Origin of the sequence: Nocardioides marmorisolisilvae, assembly GCF_003725775.1 — a bacterium.
GTDB lineage: Bacteria > Actinomycetota > Actinomycetes > Propionibacteriales > Nocardioidaceae > Marmoricola > Marmoricola marmorisolisilvae.
The window spans coordinates 2,127,454-2,151,549 of record NZ_RJSG01000002.1; the positions used below are offsets into that span (position 1 = coordinate 2,127,454).

The window sequence follows — 24,096 nt, forward strand, 5'->3', positions numbered from 1 at the left end:
AGAACAGGTTCTTACTATCTCACGCGGTAACGCGGGCGTCATCCGCCTGTGCCAGAGTTCACGCGTGCTCGCACTCGTCCTGGGGATCGCGCTGCTGCTGGTCAGCGCCGCGCTGGGCTGGGCACTGTTCCAGCTGCGGGCCACCCGCGCCGAGCTCGCCGAGGCCAACCGCCGGGTACCGCCCCCCTTCGCCGGAGGCTCCTCCCCGCGGGCCGTGCGGACCGCGAGCGCCGTGCGCTCGGTCGTCGAGGCGGTCGCCCGGGTCCGGGAGCAGGGCGTCGGCGGGATGCTGGTCAGCACCCTGGAGGACTTCAACCGCTGGGCCGCGGACCAGCGCGCCGCGATCGGGCGGGTCGCCGGCGAGGACGGCACCGTCACCATCTTCTTCTCCGACATCGAGAACTCCACCCAGCTCAACACCCAGCTCGGCGACGCGCGCTGGCTCAAGGTGCTGAGCGCCCACGACCGGCTGGTGGAGACCTACGTCGACAAGTACCGCGGCCTGATCGTGAAGAGCTTCGGCGACGGGCACATGGTGGTGTTCTCGACCCCGACGCTCGCGATCTCCGCGTCCCTGGACATCCAGCGGGCGCTGAGTGCGAACTGGAACCGGAGCCGCGAGCTGCGCCGGACCCCGATCCGGGTGCGGATCGGCCTGCACACCGGCACCGCGATCGAGCGCGACGGCGACTACTTCGGCCAGAACGTGGCCCTCGCGGCCCGGGTCGCCGGACAGGCGCAGGGCGGCGAGATCCTGGTGACCGCCGAGATCGCCGAGGCGCTCGAGGAGGAGTTCGACTTCCCGCCCGCCGGGGCGGTCGAGCTCAAGGGCTTCGAGGGTCCGCAGGAGCTGTTCCACGTCGGAACCGGCCGGTGAGGGCAGCACGGTGAGGCTCAAGCTCGGCCGCCCCGACCTGGCTCCGTACGCCGACCGGTTCGACGTGCCGGCCGCCGGCGACGGACTGTCGGTGACGTTCCTGGGCGTCAGCAGCCTGCTGCTCCACGACGGCACGTCGGCGATCCTCACCGACGGCTTCTTCAGCCGGCCCGGCATGGTCAGCGTGCTCACCCGGAGGCTCGCGCCGGATGCGTCCCGGATCGAGGCCTGCCTGGCCAAGGCCGGGATCGACCGGCTCGAGGCGGTGATCCCGGTGCACGGCCACGTCGACCACGCCCTGGACTCGGCCGCGGTCGCCGAGCGCACCGGAGCGGTGCTCGTCGGCGGCACCTCGGTGGCCAATCTCGGCCGCGGCGCCGGCCTGCCCGGGGACCGGATCGCCACACCGCCCCCCGGGACGCCGACCCGCTTCGGCGCCTGGACCCTGACCCTCGTCGTCTCGCACCACTGCCCGCCGGACCGCTACCCCGGCGTGATCACCGAGCCGGTCGTGCCGCCTGCGAAGGTCGGCGCCTACCTGTGCGGTGAGGCCTGGTCGATCCTGGTCGCGCACGACTCCGGACGCACCGCGCTGATCCAGGGCAGCGCCGGGTACGTCGTCGGGTCGCTCGCCGGGCACCAGGCGGAGGTCGCCTACCTCGGCATCGGGCAGCTCGGCATCCAGCCGGAGTCCTACATCCAGACCTACTGGGACGAGACCGTGCGCCGGACCGGGGCACGCCGCGCCGTGCTGACCCACTGGGACGACTTCTTCTCCCCGCTCCCGATGGGCCCGGACGACCCGCCGCTGCGCGCTCTTCCGTACGCCGGCGACGACCTGGACGTGACGATGCGGGTGCTGGGCCGGCTGGCCGAGCGCGACGGCGTGACGCTGTCCTTCCCGACCGTTTGGCAGCGCGAGGATCCCTGGTCTGCTTAAGGTCGAGGTTCTCTCACCTCCCGGAGGCTCGACCCATGCGCTCACCTCGCATCCTGCTCACGCTCGCGTCCCTCGCCGCGGTGGCCGCCTCGGCCCTCGTCCCGGTGTCCACGTCGTCGGCGGACACCCCGCACTACTACGTCTCGCTCGGCGACTCGCTGTCGCAGGGCTACCTGGCGGGCGTCGGCGACACCGACCAGGGGTACGCGGACCTGCTCTACGCGAAGCTGAAGGCCAAGGACCCCTCGCTGCAGCTGGTCAAGCTCGGCTGCAGCGGTGAGACCACCTCGACGATGATCGACGGCGGGCGCTGCACCGACCGCTACCCGGTCGGGACCTCGCAGCTCGACGTCGCCGCCCAGTTCCTCTCCGCGCACCGGGGGCAGGTCACCCACCTGACCCTGGACATCGGGGCCAACGACGTCGCCGGCTGCGCCGAGGGCGGATCGATCGACTTCGCCTGCGTCACCCAGGGGACCGTGAAGATCGGGACCAACCTGCAGACGATCCTGGACCGGCTCACCGCCGCGGACGGGAAGCTACCGCTGTCGGTGGGGATGAACTACTACGACCCGTTCCTCGCCTACTGGCTCACCGGAGCCCAGGGTCAGGTCCTCGCCACCGCGTCGGTGTCGCTCCTGGTGGCGATCAACACGGCCGAGACGACGGCGTACCTGGCGCACGGGTTCAAGGTCGCCGACGCGATGACCGCCCTCCACACCCTGGACTTCGCGAACAAGCGCGTGGTCGCGCCCTACGGCAAGCTGCCGCGCAACGTCGCGGACATCTGCGAGTTCACCTCGATGTGCAGCCAGAACAACATCCACCCGACACCGCAGGGATACCAGATCCTCGCGGACGCGTTCGCGCGTCGCTTCGGTCTCTAGCGCCGGACCAGCCAGCGACCCAGCAGCGTCCCGTCCTGCTCGAGCAGCAGGGCGGGCGCCAGGTCGAGGTCGAGCGACTCCCCCATCACGATCCGCGGGTGCACGCCACCGATCACCCGCGGCACCCAGGTCAGGGTGAGCTCGTCGGCGGCACCGGACCCCAGCAGGTCGCGCAGCAGGCTCGGGCCGCCCTCGCTGAGCACGTTGCCCAACCCGCGCTCGGCCAGCGCGGCCTTCACCGCCACCAGGTCGACCTGGCTGTCGCCGGCCACGATCACGTGGTCCGCACCGAGCACCTCACGGGCCGCGTCCAGGCCCGGCGAGGACGCGCAGGTCGCCATCAGCACCTTGCCGGGCGTGGCCCCGGCCAGCTGCTCGGGGACCTGGCCCTGGTGGGAGACGAGCACCAGCGGGACCGCGGCCTCGCGGTAGTTCTCGGTGCGCGCGGTGCCGGCACCGACCAGCACGGCGTCGCACTGAGCGCGCAAGGCGTGGAAGACGAGCTTGTCGACCTCGTTGTTGATCGAGCCGCTCTTGCCGGACTCGCCGTTGGCCGCCCCGTCCAGCGTGCTGACCATGTTCACCCGCAGCCACGGCAGGTGCGGCGGGCGGTAGAGGTCCTCGAGGTCGGCCTCGGCCACCTCGCCGGTCCGACCACCGGCGTCGATCAGGATCCGCAGGCTCACGAGCACTCCCAGCGCACGACCCAGTACTGCACGCCGTACGGGTCGTCGTCGTAGTCGACCTCGACGCTGGTGACCTCGGACAGCTCGCCGGCGATCGCGACCAGCGCGGCGACGTCGGCCCAGAGCTCTTCGGCCAGGACGGTGTCGAGACGCCGGAGTGCGGCCAGATCCCCGGCGCGCAGCGCAGCACCCAGGGCCGCGTCGAAGGTCTCGGCCCTGGCGTCGAAGTGGCCGGGTGCCTTCTCGGTCCGCATGGCCGATCCGTTCGCGGTGACCAGCCGGCCGTCCCCGAGCCAGTCCGTGGCCTCGGCGACCGCCTTGCGCAGCTCGGCCACCGGGTCCTCGATCGAGGCGTACTCGGGGCGCAGGGCCAGCACGCCGGGGACGATGAGCAGCTTCACTGCAGCCCCCGGATCGCTCGCTGCGGGAGCCGGCGTCCGGCGATGGTGTTCACCATGTCGACCACCTGCCGGGTCTCGACGACCTCGTGCACCCGGTAGATCCGTGCGCCGGCCAACGCGCTGATCGCGGTGGCGGCCAGGGTTCCGGTCAGCCGCTCGCCGACCGGCAGGTCCAGGGTCTCGCCGACGAAGTCCTTGTTGGACAGCGAGACCAGCACCGGCCAGCCGGTCGCGACCATCTCGTCCAGCCGCCGGGTCAGCTCCAGGGAGTGGAAGGTGTTCTTGCCGAAGTCGTGGGCCGGGTCGATGACGATGCTCTCCCGCGCGACGCCGGCGGCCAGTGCCCGCTCGGCGTAGGCGGTGGTGTCGGCGATGGCACTGGCCACCACGTCGTCGTACTCGATCCGGTACGGCCGGGTGCGCGGGGTGACCCCACCGGTGTGGGTGCAGATGATCGCGGCGTCGAACGCGGCGGCGACGTCGACCAGCTCCGGGTCAGCACCGCCCCAAGCGTCGTTGAGGACGTCGGCCCCGGCCTCGCACACCGCACGTCCGACCTCGGCGCGCCAGGTGTCGACCGAGATGACCAGGTCCGGGTACTTCTCCCGGACCCGCGCGACGAAGGAGACGACGCGCTCCTTCTCCTCGGCGGCGTCGATGAAGACGCCGGGGGCTGCCTTGATGCCGCCGATGTCCACGATCTCGGCGCCCTCGTCGACGACCTGGGCGACCCGGTCGAAGGCCTTGTCCTCGGCCCAGGTCGCACCCTTGTCGTAGAAGGAGTCCGGCGTCCGGTTGACGATCGCCATCATCAGCGTCGCCTCGTCCGAGAACGACTGCCGCCCGAGCTTGAGGGTCATGCCAGGAATCCTGCCGCAGGCGGGCGCTCCACCTCGGGGACCATCCGGTCGACGGGCTCGATGACGCCGTCGACGCGGTGGTACTGCCGCAGCACGGTGGCATCGCCCGGCGGCTGCTTGCCGGCCCGCTCCAGGGCCGTGGCGATGATCTGGGTGGCCATCCCCCCGAGGTCGCGCAGCGCCTGGTGCCGGTGCGCCCGGCTCCCGAGGTCGACCTGGGCGATCGCGCCAACCCCGCGGGCCTCGAGCGTGTCGATCAGCGCGGCCAGCTCGACGGCGTACCCGGTGGGCACCGAGAGCGAGGCGAACAGGTCGCGGCGGATCGCCCACTCCCCGGCCAACGGCTGCACCAGCCCGGCCAGCTCGGGGAAGAGAAGATTGAGCAGCGGGCGCGCGACCAGCTCCGTCACCCGTCCACCCTCGTAGGCCGCGACGTCGTCAGCGAGCGTCCCGTCGGCCAGCGGGCGCTCGTAGAAGCCCTTGACCAGCGCCACCTCCGGGCGGGTCAGCAGCGGACCGAGCAGACCGGGCACGAAGTGGGTGTCCCAGTCGAGCAGGTCGGCGTCCATGAACACGAGCACGTCGCCGCGGGTCACGAAGAGCGACTTCCACATCGCCTCGCCCTTGCCCGGGTGCGAGCCCAGGTCGGGACGGATCTCGGCGGCCCGGTGGACGACCGCGCCGGCGTCGGCCGCGACCGCGTAGGTGTCGTCGGTGGAGTCGGAGTCGATGACCACGATCTCGTCGAGCAGGTCGGTCGTCTCGACCAGGGCCTCGCGCACCCGGGTGACGACGTCCCCGACGGTCGCGGCCTCGTTGCGCGCGGGCACGACGAGGCTCACCACCGAGCCGCTCGACGCCTTGGCCTCGAGCAGCTCGGCGACGGTGCGGTCGCACCACGACGAGGTGTGGGTGCGGAACCAGGAGTCGACGTCGCCGGACACGCGTTCGAGGTTAGCGACCCCCACCCCGAGGACCTGCGACGGCCGCGGAATCCGTCGCGGAAACCGTGCCCGAGGACAGACCCGGACAAGCGAGACCTACCGGTTCCAATCAGCCTTTTGGAGTGGTCTATCCAGCCGAACGGCTGATACCGGACACCCGTTGACACTAGGCCGATCGGTCATTCGAATGAGTACGCACCCGTCTCGTTCCGTCCCTCCCTTTTCGCGGAATGAGGCCTCTCGGGGGGTACGCCGTTGTTCCCGAACCCATCTGGGGGTAGTTGTGCGTACGTTCCGAATCATCCTCGCCGGTGCTCTGGCTGCTCTCGGAATCTCCATCGTGGTCGCTCCCCCGGCCGGCGCTGCTGCGTCGGTCGGCACCTTCGACCAGTGCCAGCGCGGCACCCCCACCACGGTCTGCAGCGGCTACACCGGCGGCAACCTGATCGGCGGGTACAGCGAGGACCAGGTCGTCCCCCAGCGGGTCGAGCTGAACGTCGACAGTGCCGGCACCTACTCGTTCACCACGACGTACGACGACCTCTCGGGCAGCTCGCACATCATCGACTACCTCGCGACGTACAACTACACCGTCACCGGTGCCCAGCCCTGCCTGGGCTACGCGGCCTCGATCTGCGCCGGTTCCCCCTCGACGTTCCCGATCCCCTCCGACACCGCGTCTCGCGGACCGGTGGTGGCCGGCTACAACATCGTGGTCTCCACCCACGAGCTCGCCCAGGCCGACCGCCAGTGGACCCTGTACGGCGGCACCATCACCGGCTCGACCGTGACGCACAGCGGGAGCACCGGCATTGCGACCGTCACCTTCACCACCAGTGGTCCGGTCACCGCGATCCTGATGTTCGGAGCCCACCTGGCCCTGACCGGTCCGGCCTCGACCCCGCGCGCCTGGGCGCAGGGCGCCTCGACCGTGAACGGCAACGCCCAGCTCGCGGCCAGCATCGGCGGTGCCAAGACGCACAACATCAAGGTCGGCAGCTCGACCCCGCCGCCGCCGCCGGCCGCCTTCACGATCGCCAAGACCGCGAACCCGACCTCGGCCGCGCCGGGCGACACCGTCACCTACAACGTCACCGTGACGAACACCGGTGGCGTGGCCGGCACCGCGACCTTCACCGACGACTACGACAACAACCTCACCAACGTCACCACGCCCGCCGGGTGCACCGCGGGTTCGGGCTCGATGAGCTGCACGACGAACTCGTTGCTCCCCAACGGCACCCAGACCTTCACCTACACCGCGAAGCTGCCGACCACGTTCAGCAGCGCCGGCACCGGTTGTGCCGCTGGTCAGTTCGCGGTGAAGAACACGGCGACCTTCGCCGCGGGCACCAACGTCACCTCCGGCACCGGCCCGGCCACCGCGACGGTCTGCGTCAGCGCCAGCTCGACGTTCACCGTCACCAAGAGCGTCTCGGGCACGCAGGCGCCGAACGGGAACCTGACCTACGTGGTCACGGTCAAGAACACCGGTAGCGCGCCCGGCTCGACCACCTGGACCGACAACTACGACGACCGGCTCATCGGCGTCAGCAACGCCGTGTCGGCCAACCCAACCGGCAACGACTGCGCCCCGACGACCTCCGGGGACCGCCAGTTCAACGCCTGTGCGACCGCGAGCCTGGCTCCCGGTGCGTCCCAGACGTTCACCTACACCGCGACCCTGCCCGGCACGTTCTCCGGCGCCAAGGGCGGCGGCACCTGCACCAGCAGCCAGTACCGCTTCAACAACGCGGTCAGTCTCGGCACCGGCAGCTCGACGGCCAGCGTCGACGTCTGCGTCAGCGCCGCTGCGGCGTTCACGGTGACCAAGACGGTCGACGACGAGACCGCCGACCCGGGCCAGACCGTGACCTACACGATCAAGGTCCAGAACACCGGCTTGGCGGCCGGCTCGACGACCTGGTCGGACAACCTCGACCCGCGGCTGACCGACGTCAGCTCGGCGACCTCGGACAACGCCAACGGCACGACCTGTGCCCCGACCGGCGGCGACTTCACCAACTGCGCCACGGTCGAGCTCCTCTCCGGCGGCACCGAGACCTTCACCTACACCGCGAAGATGCCGACCAGCTTCACCGGCATGTCCGGCGGTGACTGCCCGTCCGGGTCGTTCGCCCTCAAGAACACCGCGACCTCCGGCTCCAGCAGCTCGAGCGTCACGGTCTGCGTCGGCGCCTCGGCGAACTTCAGCATCGACAAGAAGGCCAGCACCGACACCGCGAACCCGGGCGACACCGTGACCTACACGATCACGGTGACCAACGACGGCCAGGCGCCGGGCGGGACGAGCTTCACCGACGACTACGACGACGCCCTGGCGCCGACCCTGCCGACGTCGACCACCTCGGGCGCGTCCTGCACGCCCGGCAGCGGATCGTTCTCCTGCTCGACCGGGTCCGTCGACCCGGGCGACTCGGTGGTCTTCACCTACACCGCCAAGATGCCGACCTCGTTCGGCCCGGTCTCCGGCAGCGACGACTGCGCCGACGGGACCTACCCGGTGAGCAACACCGCGACCCTGGCCTCCAACCCGGCCTCGACCGCGGTCGTCTGCGTGGCGGCCTCGCCGGAGTTCCGGATCACCAAGAGCGTCGACAAGACCTCGGCGCACCCGGGCGACACCATCACCTACACGGTCACCGTGTTCAACGACGGTGACGCGGCCGGGGCAACCAGCTTCACCGACGACTTCGACGACCGGCTCACCCCGACCGACCCGTCGGTGGGCTCCTGCTTCATCACCGCGGGCTCGAACCTGACGATGACCTGCAGCACCGGCGTCATCGCCGCGCACTCCTCGCAGGTCTTCACCTACTCGGCCACCGTCCCGGCCACGTTCAGCGGCAACGACGTCTGCGACAACGGCGGCTACCGGATCGCCAACGCGGCCTCCCTGGTGGGCGTGGACGCCGACCCGGCGGGTGCCGAGGTCTGCGTGGACGCGAGCCCGACGTTCACGATCGACAAGTCGGTCAGCAACAACACGCCGATGCCCGGCGACACGATCACCTACACGGTGACCGTGTCGAACACCGGCACGGCGGCCGGCTCCACGTCGTTCACCGACGACTACGACGACGCGCTCTCCCCGGGAGACGCGACCAGCAGCCCGAGCGGCAACAACTGCTCGCCGGCGGCCGGGAAGTTCGACTGCACCACCGGCGTGATCCCGGCGCTCGGCCAGCAGACGTTCACCTACGACGTGACCGTGCCGGAGACCTTCACCGGTACGCCGGGCAACCTCGGCTGCGGCGCGAACCAGTACGGCTTCAAGAACGTGGCCACCCTGAGCGGTGCCCACGCCGATGCTGACGCGAAGACCGACTCGGTGGTCATCTGCATCGGCGCCGGCCCGAAGTTCACCGTGTCCAAGAGCGCGAGTGACACCACGGTGTCCGCGGGCGACCCGGTCACGTACACGATCACCGTCACCAACACCGGCAACGCCGCCGGGTCGACGGACTTCACCGACGACTACGCGGACTCGCTCGACATCGCGAACCCGCCGGCCGGCTGCACGAAGGAGACCGTGAGCGGCAACAAGGTGCTGTCCTGCTCGACCGACGAGCTCGTCGCCGGCGACCACCAGGACTTCACCTACACCGTGAACATGCCCGCCACCTTCACCGGGGACGACCACGGTGAGTGCGGCAACGGCGCGTACCCGGTCGTCAACTCCGTCTCGATCGACGGTGCCGACAACGAGGGTTCCTCGGACGGTGTGACCGTCTGCACCAGCGCGGCCCCGGACCTGACGGTGAAGAAGACCGCCGAGCACGCCACGGTCGTCGAGCCGGGTGACACGGTGCACTACACGCTGACGGTGACCAACAACGGCACCGCTCCCGGCAGCACCACCGCCACGGACGACTACGCCGACGGCGTGACGGTCAGCGGCTACCCGAGCGCCTGCACCGACGACGGTGACGTGCTCACCTGTGCCAGCGGCACCGTCGAGGCCGGCGACCACACCTCGTTCAGCTACGACGCCACGATGCCCTCCGCGTTCGACGGAAACGACTCCGGCACCGGCGGCTGCGAGCCGGGTCAGTACCCGGTCGTCAACGGCGTCTCGCTGAGCAACGAGTCCAGCGACTCGGTGACGACGTGTGTCACCGCGGCGCCGGAGTGGAAGGTGACCAAGGACGCCGACACCGACGTCGCGACCCCGGGCGGCACGATCGGCTACACGATCACCGTCGAGAACACCGGCACCGCGTCCGGCGTGACGACCTGGTCGGACACCCCGGACAGCCGGCTGACGGTCACCGGAGCCACCTCGGACCCGAGCGGCAACGACTGCGCCCTGACCGACGGTGCCTTCAAGGACTGCGGCACGGCCGAGATCCCGGCCGGCGGCTCGCAGACCTTCACCTACAGCGGCACCCTGCCGGACACCTTCTCCGGTGACCCGGGATCGGGCTGCGACGGCGGTCAGTTCGCGATCCACAACGACGTGACCACCGCGAGCGGCGCCACCGACGGTGCGACGGTCTGCGTGGACGCCAGCGCGCAGTTCTCGATCACCAAGGCGGTCGACAAGACCGACGCCCAGCCGGGCGACACCGTGAACTACACGGTCACCGTGAAGAACCTGGGGTCGGCCAGCGGCTCGACGAGCTTCACCGACGACTACAACAACCGGCTGAGCCCGTCGCTGCCGACCCCGGACACCGGGACCGGCAGCTGCACGGACAACGGCGGCTCGTTCAGCTGTGACACCGGGGACATCGCCGGCCACAGCCAGGTCGTCTTCAGCTACTCGGCCGTGCTGCCCACGTCGTACTCCGACAGCGACAGCACGGAGGGTTGTGGCGACGGCCAGTTCGCGATCGACAACACCGCGACCCTGGCCGGCGACGACGGCGGCGACGGCCCGGACGACTCCGCGACGGTCTGCGTCTCGGCCTCGCCGGACCTGGTCGTCACCAAGACCGCCGACAAGACCGATGCACGGCCCGGTGACACGATCAGCTACACGATCACCGTCACCAACAACGGCCACGCGGCCGGGTCGACGACCCTCACCGACGACTACGACAACCGGCTCGACCCGAGCGCGGTGCACCGCAGCAACGACGGCGCACCGTGCGTCGACGACGGCGACACGATCACCTGCGAGACCGGGACGATCGGCGCCGGCGACAGCGTCACCTTCACCTACTCGGTGGTGCTGCCGGACCGCTACACCGGAGAGTCCGGTGGCGGCACCTGCGAGGACGGCACCTACCCGGTCGTGAACACGGTCCGGGTGGACGGCGAGGACGCAGCCGGAGCCACGGTCTGCGTCACGGCGGCTCCCTCGGTGACGGTGATCAAGTCGAGCTCGGTGGACACGAACTCGCTCGGACAGCAGCTCATCACCTACACGATCGGCTACACCAACCTGGGTGACGCCGAGGCGATCCCGGTGACGCTGACCGACGCGATCCCGGCAGGGACCCGGTTCGAGTCCTGCAGCGCCGAGTGCACCACGAACGGCGCCACCGGGACGGCGACCTGGAACGTCGGCTCGATCGCGCCGAAGGGCGGTTCCGGGTCGGTGACCCTGGTGGTCCGGGTGACCAGCAACCAGACCTGCTCGGTGACCAACGTGGCCCAGCTGCGGATCGGCAACGGGGCACCGATCTCGTCCAACCCGGTGACCGACGCGATCACGCCGCAGCCGGACCCGAGCGGTGCGCACGCGTGGGGCTCCTCGGTCGGGGTCGACCTGAAGTCGAAGGGCATCATCAACGTCCTCCTGAACGGCCTTCTCAACCCGTTCGGGGTCAACAGCAACAGCCTGGTGATCTCGCGGGCCTCCTCCAGCCAGAGCGGCCTGGGCGGACCCGTGGTGAACAACAACAGCGTGCTGTCGGCCAACATCAACGGCATCCTGTCGGCCGGGGTGCTCAACTCCCTGGCCCGCAGCGGTGTCGCGCAGAACCTGGCGGCACAGACCAGCACCTCGGAGGTGGCGAACGTCTGCCTGGTGCCGGTGGCCGGGATCTGCACGGTCCAGGTGGACGCCGTCCGGGCGGTGGCCAGCACGTACGCCACCGGTGAGTACGCCGGCGTGAGCTCGGCAGGTTCGGCGATCGTCGGCCTGAGGGTGACCAACATCCTCGAGCCGGTCAACCTGAACCAGACCACGAAGATCCCGCTCAACAAGGCGATCTTCGGCGCCAACAGCTACGTGGCGATCAACGAGCGCACCTCGTCGGCGGGCCTGAGCGGCAACACCTACGGTGCCGATCTGACCGTGAACATGATCCACGTAAAGATCACCGGCGTCCTGCTCGGCGTCCAGGCCGTCGACCTGGTCGTGGGTCAGGCGATCGCGCACAGCGACTTCCCGAAGACGTTCGTCTGCGAGGGGTCCCAGCACCAGCAGGTCAGCGGTCACGCCTACGTGGCCAGCCTGAACACCAACGTGCTGCTGGCGGACCTCACCCAGGGCTACGTCGGGATCTCGCCACTGGGAGGTTCCGAGAAGGAGCACGTCGCGCAGGTCGTCTTCCCGGCTCCGGACGGTGCCGGCCTGCGGGCCCTGGTGGCCGACAGCAGCTCGTTCGGTGTGACGACCGCCTCCGGCGCGGCCTCCGACAGCTATGCCGAGGTGGCCGGCAACGGCAGCACCCCGCTGTGCCTGCTCGGCGGTGCCGGCTGCGTGGTGAGCGCGACGCTCGTGCGGGCCCAGGCGAAGTCCTTGGCCGGCGGGCAGGGCTCGCTGTCGACCGACGGCGGCACCAAGTTCGTCGACCTCAAGGTGCTCGGCATCCCCATCAGCGGGACACCGGCGCCGAACACGGTGATCACGCTGCCCGGGATCGGGTTCATCGTCCTCAACGAGCAGTTCTGCGACAACGACGGGCTGGCGAACCACAGCTGCGCCGGAACGCATGCGAGCGGCATCACCGTGCGGTCGATCCACATCGTGGTGACGGTGCTGAACAAGCTGCTCAAGCTCAACCCCGGCATCGAGGTGATCGCCGCCGAGGCGCACGCCGACACGGCGTTCGGATAGACCCTGGCAGGGTGCTGACCCGGCTCGGGCCGGGACCCAGCGCCTGCTGTGCCCAGGCGCTGGTCAGGCGTAGGCGAGCAGCGTGTCCGGGATGACCTGGTCGAAGAAGTCCGCGATCTCCTCGATCGCCTGGGCTGCTTCGGGCAGGATCCCGGCCGCGGCCTGGAACACGTGCACCTGGTGGTCCCAGACCTGCAGCTCGACGTCGACCCCGGCCACCTCGAGCGACTCGGCCATCGAGACCGCGTCCGGGTAGACCATCTCGGCCGAGCTGACCTGGATCAGCGACGGCGGCAGGCCGTGCAGCAGCGCGCGCGACGGCGCATCCGGCAGGGCGTGCCCCTCGCCGGCGCGGAGCGAGGCCCGCAGGACGACCTGGGACAGCCCGTCGAAGCAGTTCTTCGGGAACAGCGCGCAGGTCTCGGCGGACTCGGCGGTCACCTTCGCGGTGCCGTCGAAGTCGATCAGCGGCGAGAGGGCGATCAGCCCGGCCGGCATCGGCAGCCCGGCCTTCTCGGCCGCGAGCGCGACCTGGAAGGTCAGGTAGCCGCCGGCGGAGTCACCCATGATCACGACCTGGGAGGCCGGCACGCCGGAGTCGAGGACGTAGCGGTAGGCGTCCAGGCCGTCCGCGATCGACGCGCTCACCGGGTGGTCCGGCAGCTGGCGGTACTCGACGGCGATGACGCTGGAGCGGGTGGCCTCCGCGATCCGGGAGACCAGCTGGCGGTGCAGGAACCGGCCGCCGACCACGAACGCGCCGCCGTGCAGGTAGACGACCACGCGGTCCTCACAGGACGGAGTCCGGGTCACCTCGGCCTTGCAGCTCGGGAGCTCCATGCGCTCGAAGGTGGTGCCCTCGACCGGCTTCAGCGCCAGGCCGGCGTAGTCGACGAGGAAGTACGGCCACGGCGCCAGCGGCATCCGCGCCCAGACGGAGATGAACGGCTTCACGGTGTGCGCGAGGGCGGCGTTGAGCATCGCGGAGCGGGCACTGCCACCGCCGAACTCGGTACGACGCAGACGGCTCGCGGCCTTCTCGACGCGCTCGAGCGGTGTCACCAGGCGCAGCGGTGCAACCGCTCCGTCAGCCCTGCTCATCACTGGCTCTCCTCACGTGTGCCGGTCCCAAGAACGCTACCGGTCCCGTACCCCGAAGATCGGCAGTTTCGCCTTGTGGGCAAGGGAATTCTCGAAGGCAGTTATGTCCGTTCAGCCCTTGACAGGAGCGCCCGGAAGTCCCATTCGAAGACTTCCGGAACCGCTCACGCGTCGACGGTCTCGCGGGCCCGCGGAGCGCCCGTGCCGACGCCCTTGGCGGCCTGGGCGTAGCACCAGCCGAAGAACAGCACCAGGGAGAGCCAGGAGCCGATCACCACCAGGTAGGCGCCGGTGTTCAGCCACCCGGGGACGTCGTCCTTGATCTCGCGCTGGAGGAACTGCTTCTCGGCGCGGAGCTGGACCTTGTCGCCGTCGTGGGCCAGCACCTCGCGCCCGCGGGTGCTCGTGATGGCCGGGTCGTTCGGCGCGTGCAGCGGCACCGCCAGCATCGTGGTGGGCAGCAGGTGCACCCGGATCAAGGTCTTCCAGTGCCCGTACATCGGCAGGTCGTCGGAGCTGCGGTAGACGCCGGGCTCCCCCGTCGGCTCCATGGCAACGCGGACGATGCCCGGCACCTTCGCCTCGGGGTCGACCGGCGGGTTCACCGCGTCCGCCTTCGGGCCGCGCCCCTGCCACGACAGGCCGTAGACCCAGACCGCGTCGTCGACCGCGTCCGCCGGCGAGAACCGCACCGTGACGCCGGAGGAGCACCGCTGGGTGCCGTCGCACGCGTTGTCGAGACCGATCGTCGCGGTGATCTTGCCGTCGCCACCCGAGGGCGGCGCGAAGACCACCATCAGTGCCAGCGCCACGCCGACGCCGGCCAGCCCGGCCCAGCGGAACGTGTGACCCGGAGCCGCCGCGGGCGGCTCCGCGACGGTCGGGGTCGCCCCGGCCACGTCGTGCAGGCGCGCGACGTGCCAGAGGCCGAGCGATGCACCGCCCAGGGCGGCCAGCGTCCCGACCGTGAGCATCAGCGGCAGCGCGCTCGAGGCGATCGGCTGCGGGTACGGCAGGAAGGCCTTGGTCCACCACCACTCGGCGTACAGGCCGAGGGTGCCGACCAGGAGCCCGGAGACGAGCGCGAACGCGACCCGGCGCCGGGTCGGCGCCAGGACCAGGGCGACCAGCTCGACCAGGATCGCCGAGGGCACGAAGAGCAGGAACCGCGCGGTCAGGACGTGCGGCAGCGCGCCGACGGTGATCCAGAGGTAGGCGTGCACCCCGAGGTAGACCGCGACCGCGAACAGCGCACCTCCGGGGCCGAACCAGGTCCGGACCGCGGTCGCGATCCAGGCGAAGATGAAGCCGGCGATGATGAACTCCGTCGCCGCCGGGTACTGCGGAACGCCGAGGTCGAACTCCATCAGGAACGCCACCGGGATGAAGCAGAGCGCCAGCATCAGCGTCGAGCGCAGCCGGCCGATCGTGGTCCGGGTGCCGGGGGCGCCGACCTGGTAGGCCTCGGCGAGCAGCAGCGGGATGCCGAGGATGCAGGTGACCGCCCCGCCGATCATCATCACGTGGGTCGGACCCCACTCGGTGACGTCCTGCCCGAACAGCCGGTGCCAGACGTCGTCGGCCGGGAACCCGAGCAGGGCGATCTGACCCGCGCCGAGGATGACCAGCGAACCCATCGGCACCCGCCAGGTCTTCGTCAGGCGGACCGTACGCCGCGGCAGCGGGTCGCGTGCCAGGCCCATCGAGAGCACGCCGGCGTGGGTGAACCCGAGGATGCCGAACAGGATGAAGTAGTGCGAGGGGTTGGCCAGCGGACCCGTGTCCCGGCCGTTCTGCATGTGGATCGGCACGTCCCACCACACCCCGAACGCGGCGCAGAGCAGCGCGGCGAGCAGCAGGTACATCGGCAGCCCGACCCAGCGCGGCAGGCCGTCGATCTGCGCGAGCTTGTCGGCGAGCTGGCCCACCAGCGTGGTGTGCCCGGTCCGCTCGCGCAGCACCACCCAGCCGAAGGCGAGCATCACCCCGCCCACCATCGCGGCGGCGATCAGGATCTCGCTGAAGGCGGCTCCGCCTGCCGTGGGCGTGGTCTCCAGGACTGTCATGCCGTTCCCCCTGTCGCGTGGTGGTGAGTACCCGTGACTCGGTGTCTCAAGAAGGCTATCGGCACGGAAGCCCCACGTCACCGACCGCGACCCGCAAGGATGTCGGCCATGGAACAGATCCGCATCGAGCTGCCCGAGGTCTCGCTGGCCGCGCTCACCTGGGGGCCGATGGAGTCGACCAAGAAATCCGGGAAGCGTCCGCTGGCGATCCTGCTGCACGGGTTCCCGGACACCGCACACACCTGGCGCCACCTCGGACCCGTGCTGGCCGACGCCGGCTACCGGGTGGTGGCTCCGTTCATGCGCGGGTACGCCCCTTCTGCTGTTCCTGCCGACGGCAGCGGAGACGTCGCAGCGCTGGTCTCCGACGTCCTCGGCATCCACCGCGCTCTCGACGGTGGTGCTGACGCGATCGTGGTCGGCCACGACTGGGGCGCCATTGCCACCAATGCGCTGCTGGCCCACGACGACAACCCGTTCGCTAAGGCGGTCGTCATGTCGGTGCCGCCGTTCACCGCGGTGAAGCCCGACCCGAAGATCCTCCCCCGGCAGATGCGGAACAGCTGGTACATCGGCTTCAACCGGCTGCCGCGGCTGCCCGAGCGGCACCACCAGCGCCTGGTCCGCTACCTGTGGCGCACCTGGTCCCCCGGGTACGACGCGGAGGCGGACCTGCGCTCGGTCTTCGAGGCGATGTCCTGGGAGCAGAACCGGCGGCAGATCTTCGGCTACTACCGGGCGCTGGTCAGCCCGTTCGGACCGCCGCCGGCGTACCGGCGCTGGAAGGGCGCGGAGATGCGCGAGCCGCGGATGCCGATGCTCTACCTGCACGGCACCGACGACGGCTGCATGGACGTCCGGCTGGCGGCCTCCTCGGAGCCACGGCTCCCCGAGGGCAGCGTGCTGCGCCTGGTCGAGGGCACGGGGCACTTCCTCCACCTCGAGAAGCCGGCAGAGGTCAACGCCGCGATCGTCGGGTACCTGGCGAGCTAGCTAGGGCAGCAGCGGTTTGGGCGGCTTCGCGTTGAACCGGCTCGGGTCGTGATCGACCTCGATCGAGCGCCGGCGATCGGCGAACTCCGCGCAGACCATGGCGATCCCGAAGCACAGGGTCACGACTCCGACCACGATGATCATGCCCACCATCGCAGCACCATCCTTTCTCAGCCTTTCCGGCGGCGGTGCCCTTCCTGTCTACGCCGCGAACCGCCTGTCCACAAGGGCTGAGGCCGGTAGCGTCGCTCCCGTGAGCGATGCACCCGTGAGCACTCCGCCGGCGGAGCGCCGTACCCAGGCGGAGCGCCGCGCGGAGAGTGAGCGCCGCCTGCTCCAGGCCTCGGCCGAGCTGATCGTCGAGCGCGGTCTCGAGCTGACCTCGCTCGCCGACATCGGGCGCCGGGCCGGAGCCTCGCACGCCGCGGTCAACCACCGCTTCGGGTCCAAGGACGAGCTGGTCGACCGGCTGATCGAACAGGCCGGCGAGTACTACGCCGCGACCGCCCGCGGACGGCTGCGCGGGCTCACCGGGATCGACGCCCTGATGGAGCTCTGTGCGTTGTACCTGGACCTGGTCGACGGACCGGACCCGATCGGTCGGGTGCACGTGGTGCTGTGGAGCGAGGCCGTCGCGCACACCGCCGAGCGCCGCGCCGCGCACCTGGACTGGGACCGCCGGCTGCGCGACTTCATCGAGACGTTGCTCCAGGACGCTGTCGCCCAGGGATCGGTGGATGCGAGGCTCCCCGTCCCCCAGGCCGCGATCAGCATCGTCGGCAGCCTGCGCGGGATCGCGATGCAGCTGCTGCTGGATCCAGGACAGACCGACCTGTCCACGGCTCAGGCGGCACTCGACGTGATGGTGCGCGACGCGCTGCGCCCCCGCTAGTCGGCGGCCAGCATCCGGGTGAGGTGGTCCAGCACCGCTGCCCGGGTCTCGGCCGTGGCACCGGCCGGGTCGAGCATCAGCTGGAGCGCGACGCCGCGCAGCAACCCGACGACGACCATCGACATCGCGTCCACGTCGACGTCCGAGCGGACCGTGCCGTCGGCGGCCGCATCGAGGATGAGCTGGGCGAACGCGGAACGGAAGTAGCGGTCCCAGGTCACCCGGTAGGAGCGGCGCTCCGAGGCGCGGGCGACCGCCTCGGTCCAGACGACCAGGTGCACCCGTCCCAGCGGGTCCTCGGCCTGGACCAGGTCGAGGTAGGTGTCAGCGACGATGCGCAGCGCGGCCAGCCCCCGCGTCGTGCCGACCGCAGCCAGCGTCGCGGTGGTGAACATCCGCACGGCCTCGGTGTTCAAGCGCTCGACGAGCGCCTCCTTGGAACCGAAGCGCTGGTGCACCAAGCCGTGGCTGTAGCCGGCCACCCGGCCGATCTCGGCGAGCGAGGTGCCCTCGATGCCGCGCTCGACGATCAGCTCGGCGGCAGCGTCGAGCAGCCGGCGCTCGCTCTCCGCACGACGCTGCGCCTGGGTGCGACGCTGCTGCGGGATCGGGCGTGCGGTCGTTCGCGGCTGGACGTGCGCCCGCAGCGGACTGGTGGTCACGGTGCTGCTCGGACCGTCTCGGTCAGCCCTGGCAGAGCCGGCACGGGGTCAGGCCGCTGGAGTCGGCCGGAGCCGGAACCAGGTCCTCACGACCGGCGATCAGGTCGCAGTCCGCACGGTGCAGGGTCGTGCCGTTGCCGGCCACCACCAGGGAGGCGCCAGCGTCCTTGGCCCGGGCAGGGGCGGCCGCCTTGCGGGCGGCCCGCTTCGCGGTCGTCGCCGCAGCCGGAGCCTCGGCGACCTCGGCCGCCGCAGCGCTGTTCTTCTCCAGGCTGTCGGACAGCTTGGAGAGCGCCTCGGCGAGGTGCTGGGAGGACTCGCGCTGGTCGATCGCGAGCCGGGCCAGGAACGACCCGAAGTACAGGAAGCCGCCGACCAGGGTGATGCCCAGGCCGAGGATGCCGCCGGAGATCAGGTAGGCGTTCTGGTTGTACTCGTACGGCGTGTGCGCCGTCCCGTACCAGCCCAGGCCGATGACGACCAGGCCGCCGGGCAGCAGCACGGCTCCGGCGACGAAGAGCACCATCTGCAGCAGCTGCGCGTTGTTGCTGCGCAGCGGTGCGACGCCGTCGGCCTTCGCGGCCTTCGGGATCGACTCTGCGTGGCCGCCGGCGCTCAGCGCGCCTGCAGTCGTGTCCATGGTTGCCATCTCATGCCTTCCTGAGGTCAGGGATTCCGGACTTGAGCCCGTGGCCGCAGGCTCCTGCGGCACCGAAGAGGAGGAGTCCCGCGGTGCGGACGTACCAGCCGACGCCGAGCGCAGCGGCCAACCCGAGGAGGAGCAGCCACATCGGGATGCTGCCCAGCGGCGGCAGCCCCGGTGCGTTGGTGTACTTGATGTTCGGGTTGTTCTGCTGCTCACCGGTCGGGAGCGGGGCGTTCTCGCCCGGGAGCGGCGCGGTGATCGGGGTGTCGCCGGTCGAGGGCGGGGTCACGACGCCACCGAGGTCCGGCGGCGTCACGCTGCCGTTGTCGATCGCGGGGACGGTCTGGGCCGACGCGGTCGACTGGCCGAGCACCAGGTCCAGGCGCGGGTGCGCCTCGGTCAGCGCGAGCAGCAGGCCCTTGAGGATGCTGGCCTGGCCCGGCAGGTCGGGGAGCTTGTTGATGAGGTCTCCCAGCGGCAGCGACGGCAGCTTGGAGCGCAGCGGCGCGGTGTCGATGGTGATCCGCAGACCCTCGGCGGTGATCGTGCCCGAGGAGCCGGACTTGTCCTGGGTGACCTCACCGAGGTGGAAGCTGATGCCCAGCGCCTTGAGCGCGGCCGCCGGAGCGTCCGGCAGACCCGGGATCGGGGTCTGCTTGCCCTGGGCCTCGATACCGGTGCCGGTGAAGACGAACTTGTTGCCCGCGATCGACATGCCGCCGACGTTGACCTTCTTGTAGATCTTCGCGCCCTCGGCGATGTTGCTGGTCACCGTGGTGATGACCTCGACGCCGGTGAGCTGGACGATGCCGGCGAGCAGCGAGATGTTGCCCAGCCGGCTGGTCGCCGTGGCGGTGACCTTGTCGGCGTCCGGGTCGTAGTTGGTCGTCGAGATGCTGTCCATGCCCCCGGCGTTGACCAGGAGGCTCAGGTTGCCCAGCGGACCGGCGGAAGGCTGCGGGTCGTTCGCGCCACCGGACTTGGTGCCGGTCAGCGCGTTGCCCAGCGCACTCAGGTCGCCGTTCTTCAGCGAGTCCAGCAGGCTCGGGCTGGACGGAGCGGTGGTGGTGCCGTTGTCACCGGGGTCGACGTCACCGGAGGTGCCGTAGCCGACCTTGGCGACCGCCTGCTTCCCGCTGGTGTTGACCTTGCCGGTCATCCCCGCGAAGAACTCCTGGGTCTGCGAGGTGGTGTCTCCCGGCGACTGGGCGTTGACCTGGACCGGGTAGCCGCCGTTGGTCAGCACCAGCAGCGGGGCCGGCAGGCCGAGCTGCTCGCCGAAGGTCTTCAGACCCTCACCGACCGAGTCGCCGGGCCACATCGCCGAGGCGCGTGCGGTGCCGATCGGGCCGGAGGTGCCGTCGACCTTGGTGTAGGAGAAGTTGAACTCCGCCTGCGGGTCCGCCGGGATCGGGATGGCGGGCTCGCGCAGCTCGATGCGCAGCGGCGTCGCCTGCGCGTGCGTGCTGAAGCCGGAGAAGTCGGCGGCGTGGGCCGGGGCCAGCGTTGCGGCGCCCCCCAGCGCCAGCAGCGACAGCACCAGCCCGCTCGCCATCGTGCGTCGGGCACGTCGGCTCGTGGCAGCGGCCCGTCGGACCACCGTCTTGTCGTACAACGTCTTGCCGGTCTGGCACTCGTTGCAGCTCATGCTGCTCCCCCTAGGATCACGTCGGCCATGATCTCGTTGATCTCGTTCGGCTCCCCGGTCGCGACGACGCGACCACCGGTCATCACTGCTGCGTAGTCGGAGACCCGCAGCGCCGTGCGTGCGAACTGCTCGACGCACAGGATCGAGACGCCCGACTCGGCGATCTTCGCCACCGTCTCGTAGAGCTCGTCGACGATCAGCGGCGCGAGGCCCATCGAGAGCTCGTCGAGCAGCAGCAGCGCCGGGTCCGAGGTCAGCGCGCGGGCCATCGCCAGCATCTGCTGCTCGCCGCCGGACATCGTCCCGGCCAGCTGGTAGCGGCGCTCGTGCAGCCGCGGGAAGTAGGAGTACGCCGTGTCGAAGACCTTGTCGGGCGCCACTCCGGCGTACGACATCAGCAGCAGGTTCTCCTCGACCGTGAGGTTCGGGAAGACGCTGCGACCCTCGGGGATCGTGGTCAGCCCCAGGCGGGCCAGGTCGTCGGCGCTGGCGCCGTGCACGTTCACGCCGGCCATGTGCACGTGGCCGGAGGTCTTCTCCATCTGACCGGAGATCACCTTGAGCAGGGTGGACTTGCCGCCGCCGTTCGGGCCGAGCAGCGCGACCACGGCGCCGCGCGGAACCTTCAGGTCGACGCCGCGCAGCACCTCGATCCGCCCGTAGGCGGCGTGCACGTCGACGCACTCCAGGATCGGGACGCTCACAGCGACATCACCTTCGTCTCGTCTGCGGCATCTGCCTCGTCGGCGTAGCCGAGGTAGGCCTTCTGCACCAGCTTGTTCGCCCGGATCTCGGCCGGGGTGCCCTGGGCGATGATCGAGCCGAAGTCGAGGACGTGGATGGCGTCGCAGACCGCCATCACCAGGTCCATGTCGTGCTCGACCATCAGCACCGTGCGTCCCTCGGAGGCCAGCTCCTTGAGCAGGTCCCCGAACGCCTCGGTCTCGGACTCGTCCAGACCCGAGGACGGCTCGTCGAGGAGCAGCAGCCGCGGGTCGCAGGCCAGTGCCCGGGCCAGCTCGAGGAGCCGGGCCACGCCGGTGGGGACCGAGTCGGCCCGCTCCTGGGCGTAGCCGGCGATCCCGACCCGGTCCAGCAGGTGCTCGATGTCCGCGTTGGCCGAGCGGAAGATCCCGCTGAACCCGTCGTGGATGTCCAGCGCGGTGCGGACGTTGTCCGCCACGGTCAGCGACCCGAAGGCCTCCAGCCGCTGGAAGGTGCGGCCGATCCCGCGGCGCGAACGGCGGTGGACCGGCATCCGGGTGATGTCCCGGCCGTCCAGCAGCACCTTGCCCGAGGTCGGGGTCTGCAGGCCGGTGATCACGTTGAAACAGGTGGTCTTGCCGGCACCGTTCGGGCCGATCAGCCCGGTGATGGTGCCTTCCTCGACCTCGAACTGGGCGTGGTTGACGGCGGTCACGCCGCCGAACTGGACGACGACGTCGTCAACGTGCAGCAACGGCATCGCTGTCCACCTCCTCCTCGTCGCGGTGGGCGTGGGCTCCGCCCGGCTCGCCGATCACCTCATCGTCGCGGTCCCCGCCCGCGAAGTCACGGACCTTGAGGGCCATCCCCGGGAACCGGTCGGCGAGCACCGGGAACAAACCGCCCTGGATCCACGAGGGGATCTTGAAGACCCAGAACATCAAGCCGTTCGGGTTCCGGCCGATCAGGATCGCGCCGGCGCCCAGCAGGATGAACAGCAGGCCCTGGGTGGACTCGTTCTTGCCGAGGAACCCGGGCAGGTAGTTGAGCAGCATCAGGAAGATCGCGCCCATCGCCGCACCCGAGACGGAGGTGACACCCCAGATCGCGACGCACACCAGCAGGAGCAGGCTGTTGAAGAAGATGAAGTCGTTCGACACGATCGTGCCCCGCAGACCCGCCAGCAAGGCGCCCGCGAGACCCGCGACGCCGGCCGACGACGCGAACAGCGCGACCCGCACCCAGCGGATGTCGAGCCCGAGGGTGCCGCAAGCAGCCTGGCTGTCGCGCGTGGCGATCAGGATCCGGCCCAGCGGCCCGCGACGCACCGCCACCACGACCAGTGAGATCAGCACGAAGAACACCGTCATCATGATCGTGTAGTTCCCGATGCTGTTGACGTGCGTGCCGAAGATCGACAGCCGCTTGGCGTTGAGCGGGTTGTTGAACTCGAAGGCCCACGAGGACGTGAACACGACCTTGTCCATCAGGAGGCCGAAAGCCATGGTCGCCAGCGCCAGGTAGAGGCCGGTCAGACGCAGCACAGGCAGCGCCACCAGCGCACCGACCGCAGCGGAGATCAGCACCGCCACCAGCAGTCCGAAGAGGTTCGGCTGGTCGAGCTTGGCGTAGGCGACCGCGCCGACACCGGCGAAGGTGAACTGCGCCAGCGAGACGAAGCCGCCGTAGCCGGTGAGCAGCACCAGCGAGAGCATCACGATGCCGTACGTCGCGGCGGTGCCCACGAGCAGCAGGTCGGAGTCGGCCATGCCGGCGGCCATCAGGATCACCACGACGATGAGACCGCCGCCGAAGACCGCTGACCGGCCCAGCGTCGGCACCGGCGCGGACACGAGGCCCTTGACCTGACCGATCCGCAGCGGCGCCTGCGGCAGCAGCACGAGGATCGCGAAGAGGAACAGAGCCGGCATCACCGCGGGCAGACCCGTGAGCTTGTCGTGGCCGGGGATGTACTGCAGGTATCCGACGATGTAGGACTGGCCCAGGCCGAGCCCCATCGCGCCGACGTAAGTCAGCGGCAGGTTGGTGAGCTTGCCGAGCATCGCCGCGGCGTACGCCGAGATGACCAGCAGGGTCAGGTCGAAGTACTGCAGGCCGATCACCGGCGCGAGCAGGATGCCGCCCAGGGCTGCCAGCGAGGTGCCCACCGCCCAGGCGAGAGCGGCGACGATGTCGGAGCGGCCGCCGTAGAGGTGCAGCAGGTCGGGGTTGTCGACGCTGGCGCGCATCGCCGTGCCGATCCGGGTGCGCGAGAGCAGCACGTAGAGCCCGGCTGCGACCAGGATCGAGACCACGACCGTGATGATCTGCTGCCAGGTCACGATCACGCTGCCCATGTGGATCAGGTGGTCCGGGAAGTACTGCTCGAGCGAGCGGGCGTCCGGGGGCCAGATCTGTCGCGCGATGCCGATCAGCATCACGGTCATCGCCACGGTCACGACCAGGGAGGCGCCCACGGGCGCGTTCCCGAGGCCGCGGGTGATGACGCGCTGGATGAACACGCCGGTGAGCGGAGCGCACACGCCGAGCACCAGGATGAGCGAGAGCCAGACGGGCAGACCCTGCTTGACCGAGAAGTCCCAGTAGAGGAAGGCGAAGACCATGCCGACCGCGCCGTGGGCGATGTTGAACACCCGGGTGGTCGAGTAGGTCAGCACCAGGCCGCTGGCCGCGATCGCGTACGCCGCACCGGTGAAGATCCCGATGACGGTGTAGGACAGGAAGGCACCCATCA

The 24,096-nt window shown here is 70.2% G+C and carries 19 protein-coding genes; 6 read left to right on the plus strand and 13 right to left on the minus strand.

Annotation, left to right across the window (positions count from 1 at the left end):
* Positions 1-64: 64 nt before the first annotated feature.
* The 3 genes from EFL95_RS14365 to EFL95_RS14375 are packed head-to-tail and all read left to right on the plus strand — an operon-like array spanning position 65 to position 2,704.
* The gene (locus tag EFL95_RS14365; protein ID WP_123234593.1) at positions 65-877 is read left to right on the plus strand and encodes an adenylate/guanylate cyclase domain-containing protein; all 813 of its coding nucleotides are present in this window, start codon (positions 65-67) and stop codon (positions 875-877) included.
* Positions 878-887: 10 nt separating this feature from the next.
* Entirely contained in the window at positions 888-1,817 is a 930-nt protein-coding gene (locus tag EFL95_RS14370) for an MBL fold metallo-hydrolase (protein WP_123234594.1), read from the plus strand.
* A gap of 35 nt (positions 1,818-1,852) precedes the next feature.
* Positions 1,853-2,704, plus strand: coding sequence for an SGNH/GDSL hydrolase family protein (locus tag EFL95_RS14375; RefSeq protein ID WP_123234595.1), 852 nt, complete (start codon positions 1,853-1,855; stop codon positions 2,702-2,704).
* On the opposite strand, the gene EFL95_RS14380 is transcribed toward EFL95_RS14375, so the two are convergent.
* From EFL95_RS14380 to EFL95_RS14395, 4 genes are read right to left on the minus strand one after another with little or no spacing between them, the layout of a single operon-like run.
* A complete protein-coding gene (locus EFL95_RS14380; protein WP_246004955.1) occupies positions 2,701-3,390 on the minus strand; it encodes a dihydrofolate reductase family protein in 690 nt (229 codons plus the stop codon). The genes EFL95_RS14375 and EFL95_RS14380 overlap by 4 nt on opposite strands.
* A complete protein-coding gene (locus EFL95_RS14385; RefSeq protein WP_123234596.1) occupies positions 3,387-3,791 on the minus strand; it encodes a class III extradiol ring-cleavage dioxygenase family protein in 405 nt (134 codons plus the stop codon). The genes EFL95_RS14380 and EFL95_RS14385 overlap by 4 nt, the downstream gene beginning before the upstream one ends.
* Positions 3,788-4,651, minus strand: coding sequence for a dihydropteroate synthase (gene folP, locus EFL95_RS14390; protein WP_123234597.1), 864 nt, complete (start codon positions 4,649-4,651; stop codon positions 3,788-3,790). Before folP ends, EFL95_RS14385 begins: the two co-directional genes overlap by 4 nt.
* On the minus strand, positions 4,648-5,595 hold the full coding sequence (locus tag EFL95_RS14395; protein WP_123234598.1) for a glucosyl-3-phosphoglycerate synthase: 948 nt from the start codon (positions 5,593-5,595) through the stop codon (positions 4,648-4,650). Before EFL95_RS14395 ends, folP begins: the two co-directional genes overlap by 4 nt.
* 283 nt (positions 5,596-5,878) lie before the next feature.
* Between EFL95_RS14395 and EFL95_RS14400 the strand changes: the two genes are divergently transcribed.
* On the plus strand, positions 5,879-12,628 hold the full coding sequence (locus EFL95_RS14400) for a choice-of-anchor P family protein (protein WP_183407165.1): 6,750 nt from the start codon (positions 5,879-5,881) through the stop codon (positions 12,626-12,628).
* A gap of 63 nt (positions 12,629-12,691) precedes the next feature.
* On the opposite strand, the gene EFL95_RS14405 is transcribed toward EFL95_RS14400, so the two are convergent.
* Positions 12,692-13,729 (minus strand): alpha/beta hydrolase, encoded by a 1,038-nt coding sequence (locus EFL95_RS14405; protein WP_123234600.1) that lies wholly within the window; start codon positions 13,727-13,729, stop codon positions 12,692-12,694.
* Positions 13,730-13,893: 164 nt separating this feature from the next.
* Positions 13,894-15,795: an ABC transporter permease gene (locus EFL95_RS14410; protein WP_123234601.1), complete on the minus strand. Its 1,902-nt coding sequence runs from the start codon at positions 15,793-15,795 to the stop codon at positions 13,894-13,896.
* Positions 15,796-15,903: 108 nt separating this feature from the next.
* Between EFL95_RS14410 and EFL95_RS14415 the strand changes: the two genes are divergently transcribed.
* Positions 15,904-16,788, plus strand: a complete 885-nt coding sequence (locus EFL95_RS14415) for an alpha/beta fold hydrolase (RefSeq protein WP_123234602.1) — start codon at positions 15,904-15,906, stop codon at positions 16,786-16,788.
* Here the strand turns inward: EFL95_RS14415 and EFL95_RS19570 are convergent, their stop codons facing one another.
* Positions 16,789-16,941: a hypothetical protein gene (locus EFL95_RS19570; protein WP_183407166.1), complete on the minus strand. Its 153-nt coding sequence runs from the start codon at positions 16,939-16,941 to the stop codon at positions 16,789-16,791.
* A gap of 100 nt (positions 16,942-17,041) precedes the next feature.
* Here EFL95_RS19570 and EFL95_RS14420 point away from each other — a divergent pair, with 100 nt between their 5' ends.
* The gene (locus tag EFL95_RS14420; protein WP_221176391.1) at positions 17,042-17,680 is read left to right on the plus strand and encodes a TetR/AcrR family transcriptional regulator; all 639 of its coding nucleotides are present in this window, start codon (positions 17,042-17,044) and stop codon (positions 17,678-17,680) included.
* On the opposite strand, the gene EFL95_RS14425 is transcribed toward EFL95_RS14420, so the two are convergent.
* Genes EFL95_RS14425 through EFL95_RS14450 form a run of 6 tightly spaced genes read right to left on the minus strand, consistent with a single transcriptional unit; the run spans position 17,677 to position 24,094 of the window.
* Positions 17,677-18,342: a TetR/AcrR family transcriptional regulator gene (locus tag EFL95_RS14425; RefSeq protein WP_123234604.1), complete on the minus strand. Its 666-nt coding sequence runs from the start codon at positions 18,340-18,342 to the stop codon at positions 17,677-17,679. The two genes, EFL95_RS14420 and EFL95_RS14425, sit on opposite strands and share 4 nt — an antisense overlap.
* A 22-nt stretch (positions 18,343-18,364) precedes the next feature.
* Positions 18,365-18,982, minus strand: a complete 618-nt coding sequence (locus EFL95_RS14430) for a hypothetical protein (RefSeq protein ID WP_148045061.1) — start codon at positions 18,980-18,982, stop codon at positions 18,365-18,367.
* A 10-nt stretch (positions 18,983-18,992) separates the two neighbouring features.
* Complete coding sequence (locus EFL95_RS14435; RefSeq protein WP_123234606.1) at positions 18,993-20,636, minus strand: hypothetical protein; 1,644 nt, start codon at positions 20,634-20,636, stop codon at positions 18,993-18,995.
* Positions 20,633-21,340, minus strand: a complete 708-nt coding sequence (locus EFL95_RS14440; RefSeq protein ID WP_123234607.1) for an ABC transporter ATP-binding protein — start codon at positions 21,338-21,340, stop codon at positions 20,633-20,635. Before EFL95_RS14440 ends, EFL95_RS14435 begins: the two co-directional genes overlap by 4 nt.
* Positions 21,337-22,101 carry an ABC transporter ATP-binding protein gene (locus EFL95_RS14445; RefSeq protein ID WP_123234608.1) on the minus strand — a complete coding sequence of 255 codons (765 nt, stop codon included), beginning with the start codon at positions 22,099-22,101 and terminating at the stop codon, positions 21,337-21,339. The genes EFL95_RS14440 and EFL95_RS14445 overlap by 4 nt, the downstream gene beginning before the upstream one ends.
* A complete protein-coding gene (locus EFL95_RS14450) occupies positions 22,082-24,094 on the minus strand; it encodes a branched-chain amino acid ABC transporter permease (protein ID WP_123234609.1) in 2,013 nt (670 codons plus the stop codon). Before EFL95_RS14450 ends, EFL95_RS14445 begins: the two co-directional genes overlap by 20 nt.
* Between the last annotated feature and the right edge of the window lie 2 nt (positions 24,095-24,096).